Genomic DNA, 20154 nt, shown 5'->3' with positions numbered 1-20154 from the left:
TCAGCGACCTACCGTAGGTCGTTTTTTACCCCCTTGAGAGGGCGCTTGTCTAGAGGCTTGTGGCGGGGCTTTTTCGCCCGCCCTTCATCGGGGCGGATCACCCTCGTCCGATGGGGTCGGAGTGACGGGCGGTGCAGTGGGGCATTTGCGTTATCTTTGTGAGTAAGTTCGCTGGGACTGTCCGGTCCAGCATATCACCTAAGAGCCAACCAAGTCAATGACCTCTCCCTATCCAAAGTACCATCTGGCGGAGTACCCCCATCAGTTCCGTGTTCGCTATCCGAACAAGACGATCCTCCGCTACTACAACAAGCGTAACGAACGCTGGGAGAAGCTCAGCGGCCAGCAAGTCGCTGATCGGTGTCTAGCCGCCGCTAAGGGGCTTGCCTACCTCCAGCTCCAGCCTGGCGATCGGGTAGGTATCTATTCGCCCAACCGAGTAGGGTGTATCGCCACCGAGCTAGGCCTCTTCATGATGCGAGCGGTCTCCGTGCCACTCTACGCTACGAGTACACCCGACCAGGTCGAGTTCATCGTCCAGGATGCTGGGGTGGAGACAATGTTTGTAGGCGGGCAATTCCAATATAATAATGCCTACGAGGTCCAGCTCCGTGGAGGCTGTCTACGCAGGCTGGTGATCTTCGATCCCGAAGTAGTGCTCGCCCCTGGAGACACTACCTCGATGTACTACGAGGAGTTCATCCGTCGTGGGGACGCCGTAGCCTATGAGAACAAGGCGACGGTCACTGCCAGCCAGGCTCTAGCCACCGATCTTGCGGTGATCATCTATACCTCGGGGACTACGGGACGGAGTAAGGGGGTGATGCTCCACCATAGCAACTTCATCGAGCAGGTCTATGCGCACCAGCTGAAGTACCCCTTCATCTCCAATCGAGATGTCTCGATGTGCTTCCTCCCGCTGAATCATATCTTCGAGAAGGCTTGGTCTTACCTCTGTCTCAGCATGGGCTGTCAGGTGGCTATCCTGAGCGATCCCAAGCGTATCCTCGACGCTCTACCTGTGGTTCGCCCCACGATGATGAGTAATGTGCCTCGCTTCTGGGAGAAGGTCTATATCGGAGTCCAAGAGAAGATCGAACGCACACCCTCCCCACTTCGCCGTGTGATGCGCCATGCCATACAGGTCGGGGAGCATTACTTCTTCGACTTCATCAATGAGGGGAAGAAGCCTTCCATCTTCCTGAGCCTCCTCTACCAAGCCTACGACAAGGTGCTCTTCACGAAGGTGAAGAAGGCAATAGGTCTGCAGCGTGGACGTTTCTTCCCTACAGCAGGTGCTTCTGTCTCGCCCGAGATATCCCGTTTCTTCCGATCCATCAATGTACCCATGTGCGTCGGCTACGGACTCTCTGAGACGACGGCTACAGTGAGCTCTCAGCCGATGCGGGGCTTCGACCTAGAGTCCATCGGTACGATCATGCCTGCCCTCCAGGTGAAGATCGATCCTGAGACCAGCGAGATCCTGATCAAGGGCCCTACGGTCACCCGAGGCTACTACAACAATCCCGAGGCGGACGCCGAAGCCTTCACTCCTGACGGCTACTTCCGTACCGGCGATGCGGGACGTCTGGAGGGGAATGTGCTCTACTTCACAGAGCGTATCAAGGACCTCTTCAAGACGGCCAATGGGAAGTATATCGCTCCTCAGATGATCGAAGGCTTGCTCACCGTGGATCCACTCTTCGAGCAAGTGGCAGTCATCGCCGACGGATACAAGTTCGTCAGTGCACTGATCTACCCAAATTGGGAAGCCCTACGTCGGGAAGCTCGCCATCGTGGGATCGAGGAGGGACTTACCGATGCCGAGCTCGCCGTACACCACGAGGTACACCGTATGATCATGGCACATCTGGAGCAGAACCTCAAGTCCGTCGCCCAGTACGAGAAGGTCAAGAAGTTCCACCTCCTCACCGAGCCCTTCTCCGTAGAGCGAGGGGAGCTCACCAATACGCTCAAGGTACGACGCAAGGTCGTCGCAGAGCTCTACGCTGCCGAGATCGCCAGCATGTACCAAGAATAACCAACCACGAATAAGTAAAAGAAATAGATAGAAGACGATGAACTATTGGTTCGAATGCAAAGTATCCTATGAGCGTCAGGCTGACTCCATGGGCATGAAGAAAGTCTCCGAGAGCTACCTAGTCGATGCCCTGAGCTTCACCGAGGCAGAGGCTCGTATCATCAAGGAGGTGACCCCCTTTGTCTCCGTGGGTGAGCTGGAGGTGGTCAATATCCGTCGTGCCCGTATCGCAGAGCTCTTCCTCAGCGAGAACCCTGAGCATGAGCGCTTCTACCGTGCTAAGGTCAACTTCATCACCATCGATGAGAAGAGTGGCACAGAGAAGAAGACTGCTGCCACGATGATCGTACAGTCCGATGCGCTACTGAGCGCTGCTACCGAACTGACGGCACAGCTCGACGGGCAGATGGCTGCCTATGAGATCGCTTCCATCACCGATACGCAGATCCTAGACGTCTACCGCTATGAAGCCCCTCAGCAGTGAGGATATCTCCCAGCGTCTTGCATCGATCCAGGAGAGCCTGACGTCTAGTGCTCGGCTCGTGGCGGTATCGAAGTTCCACCCCGCCTCCTATGTCGAGATGGCCTACGAGGCAGGGCAGCGCATCTTCGGAGAGAGCCGTGTGCAGGAGCTCGTAGATAAGTGGGAGCGCCTGCACCAGAGCTATCCCGACATCGTCTGGCACTTCATAGGTCCGCTCCAGACGAATAAGGTCAAGTACATCGCCCCCTTCATCAGCATGATCGAGAGTGTCACCTCGGAGCGCCTCCTTGCGGAGATATGCCGTCAGGCTCAGCGGGTAGGTCGTACTATACCCATTCTCCTAGAGGTGCACGTGGCGGAGGAAGAGACCAAGAGTGGCTTCACCCCTGATGAGATCCGGGCTCTCGTCACCCGTATCCACGACGAGCCTGAGCTGTACCGAGGCGTAGCGCTCCAAGGGCTGATGGCTATGGCTAGCCACGTGGAGGACGAGGCGAAGATATCGGAGGAATTTGCCTCGGTACGCCGTCTCTTTGAGGAGCTACGTGCTTCGGGTCTCCTCCTCTCTCCAGAACTCTTCACCGAGCTCTCCATGGGTATGAGTGGAGACTACCCCTTAGCGCTCCGTGAGGGAGCGACCCTGATACGTATCGGCTCGGCGATCTTTGGAGATCGAGCCTAAGGAAGGGTAGGAGCACACCGGCCCTTACCCTACGAAAGAAGAATCACGAACAAATCCCCCCAACCATCCAGATATGAGCTATTGGACGAAGCTACTTGGCCTCACCCTAGGCTTACTCACCCTAGCCCCACTCTCCGCACAGTCGAAGGGGGCGGTAGAGAAGAAGAGAGACAACAAGTTCAACTACGTGCAGGCCGTCGACGTCTTCGGGTCGTCGCTGGCCCTACTCGACCGCTATTTCGTTGACTCGATTGATATCAAGCGTCTGAGCCGTATCGGCCTAGACAATATGCTCGAGAGCCTTGATCCCTATACGGAGTACTATTCGGCAGAGGACAGCGACAAGCTGAAGCTCCTCACCACGGGAGCCTACGGTGGGATTGGCTCGGTCATCTCCCAGCGTCCCGACAGCACGGTCATCATCAATGACCCTATGGAGGGTATGCCCGCCGCCTTGGCTGGCCTTCGTGCTGGCGACGTGATCCTCGAGGTAGATGGTCAGGACTTCCGTAAGTCCACCTCCGACAAGGTGAGCGCTGCTCTGAAGGGAGCACCTGGGAGTAAGATCACCCTCCTCGTACAGCGCCCTGGAGAGACGAAGCCCCGTAAGATCGAGTTCCGCAGACAGAAGATCCAGGTCAGTCCCGTATCCTACTACGGCGCCCTACCCAGTGGCTATGGGTATATCGCTCTGACGAGCTTCCCCAACACCGCAGCAAGTGAGGTGAAGAAGGCGTTCCTTGAGCTCAAAGAGAAGCATCACATCAAGGGTCTGATCCTCGACCTACGGGACAACGGCGGCGGACTCATCGATGAAGCGATCAAGATCGTCAACTTCTTCGTCCCTGCTGGAGAAGAGGTGGTGACGACCCGTGGACGCAATGCTCGTCTGCAGGAGACCATCTATAAGACTACTGACAAGCCACTAGACACCGAGATCCCCCTCACGGTACTCATCAATGCGCAGTCTGCTTCGTCGTCGGAGATCGTCAGCGGTGCTCTTCAGGATCTCGACCGTGCTGTCGTCATGGGAGTCAAGAGCTATGGCAAGGGCTTAGTGCAGACGACCATGCAGCTCCCCTACGACGGGACGATCAAGCTCACCACGGCGAAGTACTACATCCCCAGCGGGCGCTGTATCCAGCGTATCGACTACCATTCCCTGCGTGAAGGCAAGGGGGCTACCATCCTGCCCGATAGCCTGACGAAGGTCTTCCACACCCGTGCTGGGCGAGAGGTCCGTGACGCAGGGGGCATCCTGCCAGATATTACCCTTCCCGTGGATACCCTCCCTACGATGGTCTACTACCTCAGGGCGAGCAACGATGCCTTTGACTGGATCACCGACTACGTTCGCCAGCATCGCACCATCCCCGCTCCTAAGGACTTCAAGCTCTCGGACGCTGACTATGCCGACTTCTCGCAGCGCATGATCGACAAGAAGTTCGACTACGATCGTCAGAGCAGTAAGGAGCTGAAGAAGCTCGAGGAACTAGCACGCTTCGAGGGCTATTACACCAAGAGCAAGGAGGCCTTTGAGACCCTGCAGAAGCTCTTCGTCCCAGACCTGAAGCACGACCTGCAGTACCATCGTCCCTACATCGAGCAGTACCTGACGAGCGCCATCCTCACCCGCTATTATTACAATAGAGGTGCCCTAGAGCGCAGTGTCTCCGAGGACAAGATGGTACAGGCTGCTGAGGCGCTTCTGGGGGATACGGCACGCTACCGCAAGGCCCTCTCTGTCCCGGCTACTCAGCCCACCTCTACCGCTTCAGCCAAGTAAAAAGCTCGGTGATGAAGAAGATCTTTTGCCCCAAGTGTGATACGGCGATCCCCCTGACGAGGGAGCGCATCGAAGAGCTACGTGCCGAGGGGGGAGACCGACTCTCCCTCATCTGCCCGAGCTGTACCCACCAGCTGAATCTACGCCTACGTCAGCCCAGTGGCAAGGGGGAGAAGAAGGCTCCCCGCCAGCCTGTCGGTCACCTCGTCGTCGTGGAGAATGTCTTCGGCTACAAACAGCTCTTCCCCCTCTACCTCGGCCTCAATGGCATAGGCCGACGCAACAAGGATACCCAGACGGATATCCCGATCATCACCTCCGATCCTAGTATGGATCGCCATCATGCTATAATCAAGGTCACCGAAGGGCGCACGGGTAAGCTCCGCTTCGCTCTAGCCGATGACGATAGTCGGGTGGGGACGTTCATCGCCGGTGAACTCCTCCAGCCACGTGAATGGCGCTACCTACAGGCCGGCGATGTCTTGACCCTAGGGGCGACGTCGGTGATCTTCAGTGATGAGCCCCTCTCCGAAGACCTCTCCATTGAGGAGTCTTAGCCTTGGTTCAGAGGGGGAAGCTCCCTCTTCCCCCCAAGCGAAGGAATAACTGAAACCAAATGCTCAGGGCGCTAGCCCCAAGAAGGCCACTCCCAGGGGTGTTTCTTCTTCCCCTCCGCTCGCTTTCTCCCCTTCGTTCTTTGACCCCCAAAAAGACCCTACGGTAGGTCGTCGAAAAAACCTACAGTAGGTCGTCGATGCGACCTACCGTGGGTCGCATCGACGACCCACAGTAGGTTTTTTTTGACCCCTTCTGTAGATCCGCTCCCGACGAGCCCCTTTCCTAGGGGGAAGACCCCCTAAAAAAGAGCTCTGAAAAGGGCGGGTGATACATGGCGTTTATCTGTGAATAAATAGAACGAATTGGAGGGCGAAGCTTCTTCCTCTACCTTTGCAGGCAAATCAGGTACTGCAGTACCATCATCATCCAAATTGAATTAAGAACTTAAGACTATGAGCATCATCAACAGCCAGCTCCCCGAATTTAAGGTGAACGCCTTCCGCAAGGATAAGGGCTTCTTCGAAGTATCAAGCGAAGACCTCAAGGGTAAGTGGAGCATCCTCTTCTTCTATCCTGGTGACTTCACCTTCGTTTGCCCTACGGAGCTTGCTGACCTTCAGGATCACTACGCAGAGCTTCAGAGCCTCGGTGTAGAAGTCTTCTCCGTAAGCACGGACTCCCACTTCGTCCACAAGGCTTGGGCTGATGCTACGGATACGATCGCCAAGATCGAGTATACGATGCTTGCCGACATGACCTTCGACCTAGCTCGTGCTCACGGGGTCATGATCGAAGAGGCTGGCCAGGCTTACCGTGGTACCTTCCTCTACAACCCCGACGGTGTCCTCAAGGTAGCTGAGATCCATGACAACGGTATCGGTCGTGACGCTAGCGAGCTCCTTCGCAAGGTCAAGGCTGCTAAGTTCGTCTACGAACACCCAGGTCAGGTCTGCCCCGCTAAGTGGAAGGAAGGGGACGCTACCCTCACGCCTAGCATCGACCTCGTAGGGAAGATCTAAGTCCGAGCCTTCCCCTAGAGCGGGAAGAATCACTGCTCGGCAGATCTGCCAACATCTTCGTGGGGAAGGAATAGCTCTCAGAGGCTCTCCTTCCCCACATTCATTACACGGATTACTCTCCCAAGACCATGCAATTAGATCAGAACATCCTCTCCCAACTCCAAGGGCTCTTCGCTAGCCTCAAGCATCAGTATACCCTCCTCGTCGATGACGCTGGCTGTGCCAAGAGCCAGGAACTCCGCAAGCTCGCCGAGGACTTCGCTTCGACGAGTGATCACCTCTCCTCAGAGGTGCGCCCCGCCGACACCCTCCGTCTCAGCATCCTCCGAGATGGCGTAGCTACGGGGATCTCCTTCCGTGCCATCCCCGGCGGACATGAGTTCACTTCCCTCATCCTGGCAGTGCTAAACGCTGACGGGCAGGGCAAGAACCTCCCTGAGGAAGTCTTCGTGCGTCGTATCGCAGCGCTCAAGACGCCTCTTCGCCTGACGACCTATGCTTCGCTCAGCTGTACCAACTGTCCTGAGGTCGTCCAGGCACTGAATCTCATGGCCCTCTACAACGAGGGGATCGAGCACGAGATGGTCGATGGTGCCCTCTTCCAGGAAGAAGTGGATCGCCTCGGTGTCAGCTCTGTACCTGCAGTCTACCTTGGGGACGAACTCGTCCACGTCGGTAAGGCTTCCCTCGGCGAACTCCTCCTTGCCCTCGAGGCCAAGGCCGGTGCACATCCCCTCTCGGACGAACCTATCCGTCGTAGCTACGACCTCGTAGTCGTCGGGGGCGGACCATCGGGCATCGCTTCCGCTATCTACTCGGCACGCAAGGGCCTTCACGTGGCTGTCGTGGCTGAGCGCATAGGTGGGCAGGTCAATGAGACCACGGGTATCGAGAACATCCCCTCCGTCGTGGCTACCACCGGCACGCAACTAGCCAGCGACCTGCGTAAGCACGCTGAGACCTATTCCATCGACCTGCTGGACAATCGTCAGGTAGAATCAATCTCTCTCGCCGGCGACAAGAAGGAAGTCAAGACCAACCTAGGGGAGCTGATCTCCACGGATCAGGTGATCCTCGCTACCGGCGCTGCTTGGCGTAAGCTCGGCGTACCAGGGGAAGCCGAATACATCGGCCGTGGTGTCGCCTTCTGCCCACACTGCGATGGTCCTTTCTTCAAGGGTAAGGACATCGCTGTCATCGGCGGTGGTAACTCCGGGATCGAAGCTGCTATCGACCTGGCGGGTATCTGTAGAAGTGTCGTCGTCCTAGAGTTCATGGACACCCTAAGAGCTGATACTGTCCTGCAGGAGAAGCTGGCTACGCTCCCCAACGTCACTGTCCGTAAGGCCATGGCGACAAAGGAAGTGCTGGGAGACGGGACGAAGGTCACGGGCCTTCGTGTCGCCCCTCGTGATGGAGGTGACGAAGAAGTCATCGCTCTGGACGGGCTCTTCGTGCAGATCGGTCTGGCGGCTAATACCAAGCCCTTCGAGTCACTCGTAGAGCTACGTCGTGGGGAGATCGTCATCGACGAGCGTTGCCGTACCTCTGTCCCTGGCATCTATGCAGCAGGTGACTGCACCACGGTCCCCTACAAGCAGATCGTCATCGCTATGGGCGAAGGAGCTAAGGCTGCCCTTACGGCCTTCGATGATCGCATCCGCTCAGGTCAGTAGGCCGAGAGGCTTGCTATCCTCTTGCTCGTATGTGGGCTGGCTTCCCTTTGGGGAGGTCAGTCCACATCATTTTTTAGGGGTGCTATTAAACGACCCCTACCATCTAGGCTCTAAGAGAGAAAATGCTAATATGAACGAATGATGAAGCAACGAAGTAGATATGCTCCCCTAGGGCTCCTAGCCCTCGTCCTCTGCTTACTCTCCGGAGGAAGCCTCTGGGCACAGGACTCCCTACGTACTATATCTGGGAAGATCCTAGACGAGAAGAATGAAGCCCTTCTTGGTGCAAGCGTCAGTCTCCTCCAGCCTGATGGCAAGCTCAAGACAGGAGCGGTGAGTGGCAAGGATGGCTCCTTCCTCCTCAAGCACGTAGCCCGTGGTAGCTACACGCTCCGAGTGACTTTCGTGGGCTACAAGACCCACACGCAGAGCCTCCAGGTGGCGGGTAGCAATCTCCCCCTCGCCCCCATTAAGCTCGAGGGGGAGGGCGAACTCCTCGAGGGGGTGAAGGTCGTCGGTAAGACGAGCGATGTAGTCATTAAGGGGGACACCATTGAGTTCCATGCAGGCAACTTCACTACCAATCAAGGTGCCGTCGTGGCAGACCTGATCAAGAAGCTCCCTGGCGCCTCAATAGACGAGAACGGCAAGATCACTATCAACGGCAAGACGATATCGCAGATCATGGTCGACGGCAAGCGCTTCTTCGAGGGCGACCCTAAGGTGGCGGCTAACAACCTCCCCGCAGAGCTCGTAGAGAAGGTGCAGGTGCTCGACCGAGACAGCGAAGCAGCACGCCTGTCGGGTTTCTCCGATGGCAACGAGGAGACCGTCATCAATCTCACCATCAAGGCGGGCAAGAAGAAGGGACTCTTCGGCACTGCCTACGCCGGTGCCGGCACCAGTAAGCGCTACGAGGCGAACCTAACGCTAAGTCGCTTTGCTGACGACAATCAGTTCACTGTCATCGGCGGGCTTAACAACACGAACAATGCAGGCTTCACCGACATCTCCAGCGAGGGTAACCAGATGGGCTTCCTGATGGGGATGGGAGCTGGGCGCCGTGGTAACCGTGGGGGAGCAGGAGGCCCTCCTCGCCGTGATGCCAACGGGATCTTGACCTCCAAGATGCTTGGTGGCAACATCAGTCATACACTCTCCTCTAAGTTCCAGATCAACGCTAACGCCCTCGGGGGACGCAATACGACGAATAAGCTCACCGACCGCTGGCAGCAGAACTATCTCACTACTGGCTCGACCACCGAGACAGGCAAGAGTACGGAGCGGAGCGACAAGGATGCCTACGGTGCTAATATTCGTATGGAGTGGAAGCCAGACTCGCTGACGGAGATCATTATCTCCCCCGAACTCCGCTACGGCCACAGTAGGGGTGTCTACTCCTCTACAGCGAAGACGCTGGAGGATGCCACGTCTACACTCATCAACTCCAGCACGCTCACCCAGCAGACGCTCCTAGATAATATCAATGGGACGCTCCGACTCGATGGGAGTCGTCGCCTCAGTGCTTCGGGGCGAACGCTGACCCTGTCGGCACGCTTGGGGCTAGAGAATGAAGACGGCGATGGCAAGTATATCTACAGCCTCTACGACCGCACGTCGGCAGCAAGCCAGGACGTAGACCAACGGATCGATAGCCGTACGCGTGGTCTGAGCTATCAGGCACGCCTTGGGTGGGTGGAGCCCCTAGGTAAAGGCTTCTTCTCCCAGCTTACCTACCAGATCAAGGGATCAGAGAGCAGGAGCTCTCGTGACGCCTATGACGCCGACCTGACGGGTGCGTATACGGTACACAATGCTACCTATAGCAATGAGTTCCGCTCCGACTACCTCACCCATCAGGTAGGCCTAGCACTCAAGCGTAAGGGCACGGGCTACGACCTCACCGCAGGGGTGAATGTAGAGTCCTCGCGCATCAGTAGCCACTCCGTCGTCGCTGGGGTCTCCGCTACGCCACTGACACGCACGACGCTCAACTTCTCCCCTACGCTCCGCCTCTCCTTCAAGCCTCAGCGTGGTACGGAGCTACGCCTAGACTACTTCGGTCGTAGCTTCGCTCCTACCAACGAGCAGCTATCGCCCGTGCAGGACGTGACTAACCCGCTCATCTCCTACGTCGGTAATCAAGATCTGCTCCCGGGATTCCAGCACAATCTCTTCGGGCGCTTCAGCAAGTACTGGACGAAGAGCCAGACTTCCCTCTCCCTCTTTGGACGGGGGCAGGTAGTCCAGCACGACATCATCCAGCGCTCCCTCTACGATGTCACCAGCGGGAAGCGTACAGTAGACTATACCAACGTGGACGGGAATGCCTCCCTCGGTCTCGGCGGTTTCCTCACCCAGACCCTGCCGGGGAAGAAGTTCTCCCTGCGCCTAGCGTCCTTCAACGATCTAGCACGTAGCCACACCTACATCAACGGGGAGAAGAACCGTAGCATCTCCCTTCGTCTGCGTGAGGAGCTGGGACTGAACTTCCGCACCACCGGCATCGATATGACGCTCAAGGGAGGCTTCGGCTACTACAATGCCTCCAATAGCCTGCCCTCGGCCGTCACCCCAGCGACGAAGGACTATTCCCTCGGCTACACGACTAACCTCACCCTGCCTCTGGGCTTTGCCTTCGAAGGCGAAGCGACCTACACGACCTCTCGGGGCTACGCTGCTGGATACAATCAAGATCAGCTCCTACTCAGCGCTGGGCTCTCCTACAGCTTCCTGGCGGGAAAGAAGGCTACCATCAGGCTCAAGGGCTACGACCTACTGAATAGTCGTCGAAGCATCTACCAGAACATCACGGCTATGTCTAGCACGCTCGAGGAGTCGAATACGCTAGGGCGCTATGCTATGCTTCACTTCATCTACCGCTTCGATAGCTTCAGTGGTGGAGCGAGCCGAAGCGACCTGAAGCGTCAGGGGCCTCCAGGGCCTCCCCCCTTCTAATTTTCTTCATACTCTGTGTACTCCGAGGCGGTGTGGCGAAGGTCACATCGCCTCGGTGTCGTCTTAGGCTCGCTGGAGGGTAGGGGAAGGTGTGGGGCTCATCTTCGCTCGGGAGGCACTACTGCTACCTCTCTCGAGGCGCTACTAGCGCTTCCCTCGGGGCACCAGTAGTGCCTCCGAGGTGGTAGCAGTAGCGCCCCAGGAGTAGGGCGAATGGCCCTTCGCTCGGGGCTCCTTCGCTTGCCCGATAGGAGGGGTAAGCACTCCGCCTCGCCTGGTCTGACTCTAGGGAAGATGTTGTACCTTTGTCCCTGCTTTTGCGGGTATATTTGGGGCGCTGTGAGACGCCTCAGTAGTCCCTTGTCTTAGTCCCTTCGTTCGTCCCTACAGAGCCCTATCTCAGTGATGGGTCTACTTCGACTCCCTCTGGGGGAGAGATGCTCCTGCTTAGTGGGCTGGTGACAGCTCGCTTCAGTGATCGACTAAGGCCCTCTGCGACAAACTCCTCTCCACGGGCTTGGGCTAAGATTTGTACCTTTGTAGCCAAATAATTACGTAGTATATATCGATGACTTCTAAGTCTTTTGCTTCGGCCCTTGCGCCTCTGGGCGCTCAGGTCCGTCTCCTTCTCTTGCGCTTCCTCCTTTCCTTCGTCGTCTACAGCATCTGCCGACTGATCTTCTGCCTGTACAATCAGGACCTTCTGGAGGTCGGTACAGCGGGGCAGGTGGCGCTGATGTTCTGGGGAGGCCTGCGCTTCGACCTCACTGCCATCCTCTACACGAGCCTTCTGCTGACGGTGCTGAGCCTCTTGCCCTTGCCTCTGGCTTATAGCCGTGGCTACCAGCGTATGCTCACGGGCCTCTATCGGGTCATCACTGCTCTAGCGATCGTGCTGAACCTAGGGGATGTCGTCTACTACCGCTTCACGCTCAAGCGTACGACGATGGCTGTCTTCGAGGAGTTTGGCGAGGAGAATCCGTTCAACTTCCTCCGCTTCTTCATCGATTATTGGGGGATAACGCTTCTGGGGATCGCCTTCATCGTCGCCTTCTGCATCATTGAGGGGAAGCTCCCTCGCCCACGGCGACGCCCTACGGAGAGGCTGTGGACGCTCTCTCTCATATCCCTCGTCCTGCTGGTGGGGAGCATCTACCTCTCCATCGTCGGCGCCCGTGGGGGCTTCACCAGTGAGACACGCCCCATCACGCTGAGTAACGCGAATATCTACATCCGTCGCCCTCAGCAAAGAGCTCTGGTGCTCAATACTCCCTTCTGCCTGATACGCACGATCGGCAAGGCGAGTCTGCCCGAGTACCAGTACATGCCCTTCGCAGAAGTCCCGACGCATTTCAACTCGGTCTACACTCCCGGCACCACGCCCGTCTCGGGTAAGTACAAGGGGCGCAACGTCGTCCTCATCATCTGGGAGAGCTTCGCCCGTGAATGGGTCGGGGGACTGAACGAGGACATCCCCGGCTACCGAGGCTTCACGCCCTTCGTCGACTCTCTGATGAAGCGCTCCTATGTCTTCGCCAACGCCTACGCCAATGGCGTGAAGTCTATCGATGCTATGCCGTCGATATTCTCTTCGGTCATCAAGCCCCACGTGCCCTTCGTCCTCTCGATCTATTCGGGCAATACGATACCCTCCCTGCCGGCCCGACTCGATTCGATGGGCTACTCCACGGCCTTCTTCCATGGTGCTCCCAACGGATCCATGGGCTTCAATGCCTTCGTCATGCAGGCTGGTATCAAGGAGTATTACGGCAAGACGGAGTACGCTAATGACAAGGACTACGACGGACACTGGGGTATCTGGGATGAGAAGTTCCTACAGTATGTAGCTCGTGAGCTAGGTAAGCTCCCTCAGCCCTTCTTCGCTGCGGAGTTCACCCTCTCCTCACACCACCCCTTCCTCGTGCCTGATGAGTACAAGCAGGTCTTGCCCAAGGGGACGATCCCGATGCATCAGGCGGTGGCCTATACCGACATGGCGCTTAGGAAGTTCTTCGAGACAGCGAGTAAGCAACCCTGGTACGACAATACCCTCTTCGTGATCGTCGCTGACCACGCCGTGCCGGGAGCACTGCCCCAGTACAAGACTTCCGTAGGGACCTTCCGTATCCCTATCATCATCTTCGACCCCCGGGGCGAACTGGTCGGGCGAGACACCGAGCACTTAGCCTGCCAAGCCGACCTCTATCCTACGATCCTCGACCTCGTAGGGGACGAGCGTCCGATGGTCACCTTCGGAGGCAATCCCTTCGACACGGCTCGTCCTCGCTTCGTAGTACAGGACATGGATGGGATCTACCAGATGCTCGAGGGGGACTATGCCCTGCATTTCGATGGGCAGAAGGTGACGGCGCTCTACAACCTCAAGACTGATCCCCAGCAGCGTCACGACCTCAAAGACCAACCCGGTACACCGCTCGCCTCCATGCTCCCACGCCTGAAGGCTTACCTGCAGGACTACGCCTGGCGCATGAAGTACAACAAGCTCACCGAGCTCCATCCCCAGCGCTAATCCCACCCCTCGACCCTCACGGATGGAAGACAAGATCAAAGACCTCACCCGAGGCGACATCACAGGACATCTCTACCGCATCGCCCTACCGATCATGGGGACGAGCTTCGTGCAGATCGCTTACAACTTCACCGATATGATCTGGCTCGGTAGGCTTAGCGCCCAGGCTCTGGCAGCAGTGGGTGCTGCCTCCGTCTTCCTCTGGATCGCCGCCTCCTTCGCCCTCATCAACAAGGTCGGGAGTGAAGTGACGATCTCTCAGGGGATCGGAGCGGGACGGCGAGACGAAGCTAAGGCTTATGCTTCGCAGAACGTATGCATGAGTCTCCTCGTGAGCCTAGTGATGCTGGTGGTCTATCTCCTAGGGTCAGGCTTCTTCCTTGACCTCTATGCCCTGACGCCGAGTGTACGTGCCGAGGGGTTGAGCTACCTCTACCTCTCGCTCCTGGGCTTCCCTAGTATCTATCTGGCAGCCTCGCTGACAGGGCTCTACAATGCTATTGGGGATAGTAGGACGCCCTTCCGTATCTCCATCCTCGGGCTCGGTGCTAATATGCTCCTCGATCCCCTCTTCATCTTCACCCTTGGCTGGGGTACCTCGGGGGCAGCGCTCGCTACTGTCGTGAGCCAAGCGCTGGTGCTCCTGCTCTTCCTCTGGCAGGTGCGGAGGGATAAGCTCTTCGGGGGCTTCCCCTTCCTCGTGCGCCTCAGGTGGCTGTATGTGCGCCGTATCCTCCAGATAGGAGTACCCCCAGCATCGCTACAGGTGCTCTTCGCTCTGGTGAGTATCTATATAGGTAGGCAGGTGTCGGCACTAGGAGGCTACATCGGCGTGGCTACTATGACTACGGGGGCGCAGATAGAGTCGCTGACGTGGAATACCGCCACGGGGGTCACCGAGGCCCTCACTACGATCGTCGGGCAGAACTTCGCCGCAGGCAAGCTCCGTCGTGTCTACCGAGCCTTCTGCCGAGCCCTCAGCTTCACCCTCATCGTCGGGGTACTGGGTACGCTCCTCTTCGTCTTCTGGGGCGAGGAGATCTTCGCCCTCATCGTCCCCGAGGAGGCCGCCTACAAGGCAGGAGCTGTCTACCTCGGTATCGTCGGTCTCTCCCAAGCCTTCATGATGCTGGAGATCACCGCCGAAGGGCTCTTCTACGGTCTAGGACGTACGTACCTACCAGCAGCGGTGAGCATCGTGGGTACCTACCTGCGCATCCCTATGGTCTTCCTCTTCGCCTCCTGGGGCTGGGGCATACAGGCGGTCTGGTGGGCCATCTCTATCTCCTCGATACTCAAAGGGCTTACTATGCTCTTCTTCTTCCTGCGCTGGCGACGGCGTACGCAGGCGGAGCGGGAGGCTGAAGCCCTCACTCACTGATCACACGTTTACATTACGCTTATCCTATGTTTCTTCTTGCAGATATCTTGCCCGTAGACTCAGCACAGACTTCGGGCGTACGTAGTGCCTTGGGCTCGGCGACCCAGCCCCTGGATTTGGATTACCACCACTGGTTTGGTCGTGCTCAGCTCGAGAGCTGGATCAACGGAGCAATTAACTTCGGAGTGCGGGTGCTCTTGGTCCTCGTCCTCTTTTGGCTCGGTAGGATCGTCATCCGATGGGTAAGGGGTCTCTTCGATAAGTTCCTCCGCCGGCGCTCCTTCGACGGGGTCGCCGTCACGCTCTTAGACTCGCTCTTCACGGCCTTGCTCTACGTGGCACTCGGGATCATCCTCGCAAGTGTCCTAGGGGTGAAGTCTGTGTCCTTCGCTGCTGTCTTAGCTTCTATGGGTCTGGCTGTAGGTATGGCGCTCAGTGGCCAGCTACAGAATATGGCAGGAGGTGTGATCATCATGGTCACCAAGCCCTTTGGGATAGGGGACTTCATCTCCGCTCAGGGGATCGACGGGACGGTACGTGCTGTACGTCTCTTCCACACAGAGGTGCTGACGCCCGACAACAAGGCGGTCTTCATCCCCAACGGCATCCTGAGTAGTAACCTCGTGACGAACTTCTCTCATGAAGACCTTCGCCGAGTGGAATGGACCATCGGTATCGAGTATGACGAGGACTTCGGGCGAGTACGTCAGGAGATCCTCGACCTATTGGCCCAGGATCAGCGTATCCGTACTACTCCCAAGCCCCTAGTAGTACTGCACAACCTGAATAGCTCTTCGGTAGACGTCCTCGTTCGTGCTTGGGTCGCCTCGGGAGATCTATGGGATGTCTTCTGGAACTTCAACGAGCGGGTCTACGCCGACTTCAATGCTAAGGGCATCGGCTTCCCCTTCCCTCAGCTTACTATTCATCAGGGGAAGTAGCCCGTACGAACTATGTCCTTCAAGCTCACTTCACGCTTCCGCCCCACGGGTGACCAGCCTCAGGCCATCGACGAACTTGTCGCTGGCTTCCGTGGGGGAGTACCCTTCCAGACCCTCCTCGGGGTCACGGGGTCGGGGAAGACCTTCACCGCTGCCAACGTCATCGCCCGCGTAGGGAAGCCGACACTGGTGCTTAGTCACAACAAGACGCTGGCAGCACAGCTCTATGCGGAGTTCAAGGCGTTCTTCCCCGACAACGCTGTCGAGTACTTCGTCTCCTACTACGACTACTACCAGCCCGAAGCCTATATCGCCGCCTCCGATACCTACATAGAGAAGGATATGGCGATCAACGCTGAGATCGAGAAGCTTCGACTAAGGGCTACGGCCTCCCTGCTCTCGGGGCGAGAGGATGTCATCGTCATATCCTCGGTCTCCTGTCTCTACGGTATGGCCGACCCGAAGGCCTTTGAGGAGAAGATCATTCGTCTAGAGGAAGGTCAGCGCTACAGCCAGGAGCAACTCAAGCGAGAGCTCGTGCTCAATCACTACGTCAATGACCGGATCACCTTCTCCCCAGGCTACTTCAGAGTCAAGGGGGATACCCTCGATATCTTCCCTGCGGTAGAAGGGTTCGAAGGAGTGGCTTACCGAGTGACCTTCTGGGACGACGAGATTGAGCGTATCGCCTCCTTTGACCCAGCGTCGGGGAGGGAGTACGGACCTATGTCCCGCCTCATCATCCATCCTGCTAACCTCTTCGTCACGACGCAGGATCAGGTCAATCGGGCTGTGAGCGAGATCGACGTCGACCTCGGTGCCCGGGTAGCCGAACTAGAGGCGGAAGGGAAGCCTTACGAGGCTAAGCGCCTCTACGAACGTACTACCTATGATCTGGAGATGATACGGGAGCTAGGCTACTGCTCCGGTATCGAGAACTACTCCCGTTACTTCGATGGTCGCCGACCAGGAGAACGCCCCTTCTGCCTCCTGGACTACTTCCCTAAGGACTTCCTCCTTATCATCGACGAGAGCCACGTGACAGTACCGCAGATCCATGCGATGTACGGGGGCGACCGCTCCCGTAAGATCAGTCTCGTGGAGCACGGATTTCGCTTGCCGGCAGCCTTGGACAATCGTCCCCTGACCTTCGACGAGTTCGATAGTCTCACCGACCGTATCCTGTACATCAGTGCCACGCCCGCCGAGTACGAGCTGATGAAGAGTGAGGGTGTCGTGGTCGAGCAACTGATACGCCCTACGGGGCTTCTTGACCCGCCCATCGAGGTGCGACCTACGCTGCATCAGGTGGATGATCTCGAGCATGAGATCCAGATAGCCATAGAGCGTGGGGAGCGTGTCCTCGTGACGACCCTCACCAAGCGTATGGCCGAGGAACTCTCGGAATACCTGCTACGTCATGGGGTGTCCTGTAGCTACATCCATAGCGATGTCGATACCCTGACTCGTGTGCAGATCATGGAGGATCTACGCAAGGGGACCTATGACGTCCTCATCGGCGTCAATCTCCTTCGTGAGGGATTGGACTTACCCGAGGTAGCCCTTGTCGCTGTACTCGACGCTGACAAGGAAGGGTTCCTCCGATCGCACCGCTCCTTGACGCAGACGGCAGGGCGTGCTGCTCGTAATGTCAACGGACGCGTGATCTTCTATGCCGACAAGGTGACGGAAAGCATGCGCCTCACTATCGATGAGACTGCCCGACGACGAGCCAAGCAGATCGCTTACAACGAGGCGCACGGCTTGACACCTCAGCAGATCGTCAAGAATAGCTCAGCAGTCTTCCCCGACAAGAAGTCCCCCGGCGAACCCCAGGCATATATCGAGGCTGCCCCCGATGCACCAGTAGAAGATCCGATCGAGCAGCTACTCTCACCCGACCAGCTCCATAGCCTCATGGAGACGAAGCGAGCCGAGATGATGGCGGCTGCCAAGGAGCTAGACTTCATCGAAGCGGCCCGCCTGCGCAACGAACTCCAGCGTCTCGAGGAGAAGATCCGCCTCCTGCAGTAGCCTTTCCCCACCGCCCGTACGAGGGCCGAATGAGCGCGCTACGGAGGGGCGAAAAAGAAACCTACTGTGGGTCGTCTTTGCGACCTACGGTAGGTCGCAAGTGAAACCTACTGTAGGTTTTTTTTCGGCGACCTACCGTAGGTCGTTTTTTAACTCCCCGTTTCTCCCAATAAAACACCCCACTGCCCCGCTACCTCTCTCCCTAGGGAGAGCGTAGCGGGGCAGTGGGGTATTTAATTAGGCAGAGGCGAGGTGCTAGCGGTTGATGCGGTAGCTGACGCCGAGGTTGAGGAAGACGTGACGGAGCGAGTAGGGCATTACCTCGAAGTCCTTGTCGAAGATCTTAGGCAGACCGACATTCATCCGTGCGGTGAGCCCCCAGTGAGGATCGATCTGATAGTCCGCTCCGAAGCGTACCCCCACGTCATTGCGCACGAGGAAGTCCCCCAGAGAGAAGCTCAGGATCGAGCCCTCCTGATAGGTGCGTCCGTCCATGAGCCCATCGCCGTCGAGCTTGGCCGTGAACTTACGCTTGAGCGCATAGGCATAGTAGCCTCCAGCCATGAGGCGGAAGGAGCTACGAGGGAGGGTATAGCTCACCCCGACGGGAAGCACGAGGTAGCGGGTGTCCATCTCTACACGCTGATAGCCCGAGAAGTGCTGCTCCTTGTGGTCTGCACTCTGGTAGCGGATGGGCATGTTCTCCACCAGCACCGTGGAGCTGAAGCTCCGGATATCGTACTCCACACCCATCAGGAGGGAGAAGGGACTTGTAGGGGTGAGGCGGTAGGAGAAGTCCAGCCCGACGTTGGGCGTACCCCCAGGCTTGAAGGCCGTGACCTTCTTGACGGGTCCGGGGACGGTGGGGGGAAGGGCTCCGCCGATATTGAAGCCAAGGTGCACCCCGACCCCAAGGCGGGAGGGGGTATCTTCGCCTGTCTCACCGGCGAGGGCAGGCAGGGTAAGTAGGCCTAGCGAAAGGCCGAGGAGAAGGGTTCTAACCGATATCATCATTTGCTCGAAGTCTAGTGGTGGGGCTTGATACGATCCTGGAGCGTCACCTGTCTGAGGCGCAGCTCGCTACCTACGGCACCTATATATTCGGCGCCTCGATAGCTGGAGGAGAAGACGAGGGCGAGGCGATACTTCTTCGTGGTGAAGTCCACGGCGTCGTAGCGGGCCTGATCTACGGGGGAGAGGCGGAGGGAGGAGGTCTGCCACTCACCCTCAGGAGTCGTGGGCTCGAGTTCGACATAGCCCTTGGCTACGATACGAGCATCCGTCTGTAGGGTGAGGCCATTGAGGTAGCTCTCGTCCTCGGTGATCTCGTAGAAGACGGCCGAGACCGAAGCTCGGTCTTGGCTGGGGAGCTCGACACTCTTGCCCTGTCCGTGGATGACCTTCTCGCCTGCCTTGTACTGGTAGGTGAACTTCACCACCTCAGGGATACCGCTCGAATAGGGCTGTCCGAAGAGGGTCGACTGTAGGGGCTTGCTGACGAGCGAACCAGCGTCTACCTGCCCCGAATACAGCGCACCAGCGATGACGTTCGTACCGAAGCCGAAGAAGTAAAAGCCCTTGATGGAGCGGATGATCGCCCCCCGAGGAGCGCCGTCTTCCTCTAGAGGGATGACGGGGAAGTCCGTGGGCTTGGAGGAGAGCATGGTATAGCCCTGATTGCTGGCGGAGGACCAGTAGGTGTTCTTCGCATCTTCGTCGGGGCTGATCGAGGGCAGTCGGTAGGCGCCCTTGCTCACCTCGATCCATCGGGTGAAGTCGAAGGTCTGGCTCGTGGTGAGCACTCCCTCCTTGAGGCGTCGCTCCTGTAGGCTACGTTCCTTCACAGCGATAGGATCATCGCAGGAGCCGAGCGCTAGGGAGGCGAGGAGGAGGGCTAGAGAGATAAATTGTCTATTCATCGATAAGGGATAAATAAATGTGTGGATACTCACCCTAGGAGTCTGCTGGGTGAGCAAACATCAGCCCCACCACCGAGCGTGTCGGCGATGGGGCTGTATGCTTGGATAGAAGGCTTGGGCTCATCCTTCGTCCTAGGACAGAAGG

Annotated in this window: 14 protein-coding genes; 12 read left to right on the top strand and 2 right to left on the bottom strand. The window is 57.7% G+C overall.

What is annotated here, in order from left to right; all coding sequences use genetic code 11:
• The first annotated feature begins 217 nt into the window (after positions 1-217).
• The 12 genes from HMPREF1556_RS06145 (at position 218) to uvrB (ending at position 18090) form a co-directional block, all read left to right on the top strand.
• Positions 218-2041 carry a long-chain fatty acid--CoA ligase gene (locus HMPREF1556_RS06145; protein WP_021667500.1) on the top strand — a complete coding sequence of 608 codons (1824 nt, stop codon included), beginning with the start codon at positions 218-220 and terminating at the stop codon, positions 2039-2041.
• Between the two features lie 37 nt (positions 2042-2078).
• The gene (locus HMPREF1556_RS06140) at positions 2079-2525 is read left to right on the top strand and encodes a DUF4494 domain-containing protein (RefSeq protein ID WP_021667499.1); all 447 of its coding nucleotides are present in this window, start codon (positions 2079-2081) and stop codon (positions 2523-2525) included.
• Positions 2506-3207 (top strand): YggS family pyridoxal phosphate-dependent enzyme, encoded by a 702-nt coding sequence (locus HMPREF1556_RS06135; RefSeq protein WP_021667498.1) that lies wholly within the window; start codon positions 2506-2508, stop codon positions 3205-3207. The genes HMPREF1556_RS06140 and HMPREF1556_RS06135 overlap by 20 nt, the downstream gene beginning before the upstream one ends.
• Before the next feature lie 73 nt (positions 3208-3280).
• Positions 3281-4993 (top strand): S41 family peptidase, encoded by a 1713-nt coding sequence (locus HMPREF1556_RS06130; protein ID WP_021667497.1) that lies wholly within the window; start codon positions 3281-3283, stop codon positions 4991-4993.
• 11 nt (positions 4994-5004) lie between these two features.
• Positions 5005-5550, top strand: coding sequence for an FHA domain-containing protein (locus HMPREF1556_RS06125; RefSeq protein WP_021667496.1), 546 nt, complete (start codon positions 5005-5007; stop codon positions 5548-5550).
• 453 nt (positions 5551-6003) lie between these two features.
• Positions 6004-6570, top strand: a complete 567-nt coding sequence (gene ahpC / locus HMPREF1556_RS06120; RefSeq protein WP_021667494.1) for an alkyl hydroperoxide reductase subunit C — start codon at positions 6004-6006, stop codon at positions 6568-6570.
• Positions 6571-6698: 128 nt separating this feature from the next.
• Complete coding sequence (gene ahpF, locus HMPREF1556_RS06115) at positions 6699-8246, top strand: alkyl hydroperoxide reductase subunit F (protein ID WP_021667493.1); 1548 nt, start codon at positions 6699-6701, stop codon at positions 8244-8246.
• Positions 8247-8384: 138 nt separating this feature from the next.
• Positions 8385-11204, top strand: a complete 2820-nt coding sequence (locus tag HMPREF1556_RS06110) for an outer membrane beta-barrel protein (RefSeq protein ID WP_021667491.1) — start codon at positions 8385-8387, stop codon at positions 11202-11204.
• Positions 11205-11772: 568 nt separating this feature from the next.
• The gene (locus HMPREF1556_RS06105; RefSeq protein WP_021667488.1) at positions 11773-13734 is read left to right on the top strand and encodes an LTA synthase family protein; all 1962 of its coding nucleotides are present in this window, start codon (positions 11773-11775) and stop codon (positions 13732-13734) included.
• A gap of 22 nt (positions 13735-13756) precedes the next feature.
• Positions 13757-15115, top strand: a complete 1359-nt coding sequence (locus HMPREF1556_RS06100; RefSeq protein ID WP_021667487.1) for an MATE family efflux transporter — start codon at positions 13757-13759, stop codon at positions 15113-15115.
• 26 nt (positions 15116-15141) lie between these two features.
• On the top strand, positions 15142-16056 hold the full coding sequence (locus HMPREF1556_RS06095) for a mechanosensitive ion channel family protein (protein ID WP_021667486.1): 915 nt from the start codon (positions 15142-15144) through the stop codon (positions 16054-16056).
• Between the two features lie 12 nt (positions 16057-16068).
• Complete coding sequence (gene uvrB, locus HMPREF1556_RS06090; RefSeq protein ID WP_021667485.1) at positions 16069-18090, top strand: excinuclease ABC subunit UvrB; 2022 nt, start codon at positions 16069-16071, stop codon at positions 18088-18090.
• Between the two features lie 255 nt (positions 18091-18345).
• On the opposite strand, the gene HMPREF1556_RS06085 is transcribed toward uvrB, so the two are convergent.
• Positions 18346-19101, bottom strand: a complete 756-nt coding sequence (locus HMPREF1556_RS06085) for a porin family protein (RefSeq protein ID WP_044125332.1) — start codon at positions 19099-19101, stop codon at positions 18346-18348.
• 14 nt (positions 19102-19115) lie between these two features.
• Complete coding sequence (locus HMPREF1556_RS06080) at positions 19116-20009, bottom strand: PCMD domain-containing protein (protein WP_021667483.1); 894 nt, start codon at positions 20007-20009, stop codon at positions 19116-19118.
• Positions 20010-20154: the final 145 nt, after the last annotated feature.

Origin of the sequence: Porphyromonas sp. oral taxon 278 str. W7784 (genome assembly GCF_000467855.2) — a bacterium.
Classification (GTDB): Bacteria; Bacteroidota; Bacteroidia; order Bacteroidales; family Porphyromonadaceae; genus Porphyromonas.
The sequence above is the reverse complement of the archived record's forward strand: the minus strand, read 5'-3'. Positions and strand labels throughout refer to the sequence as shown.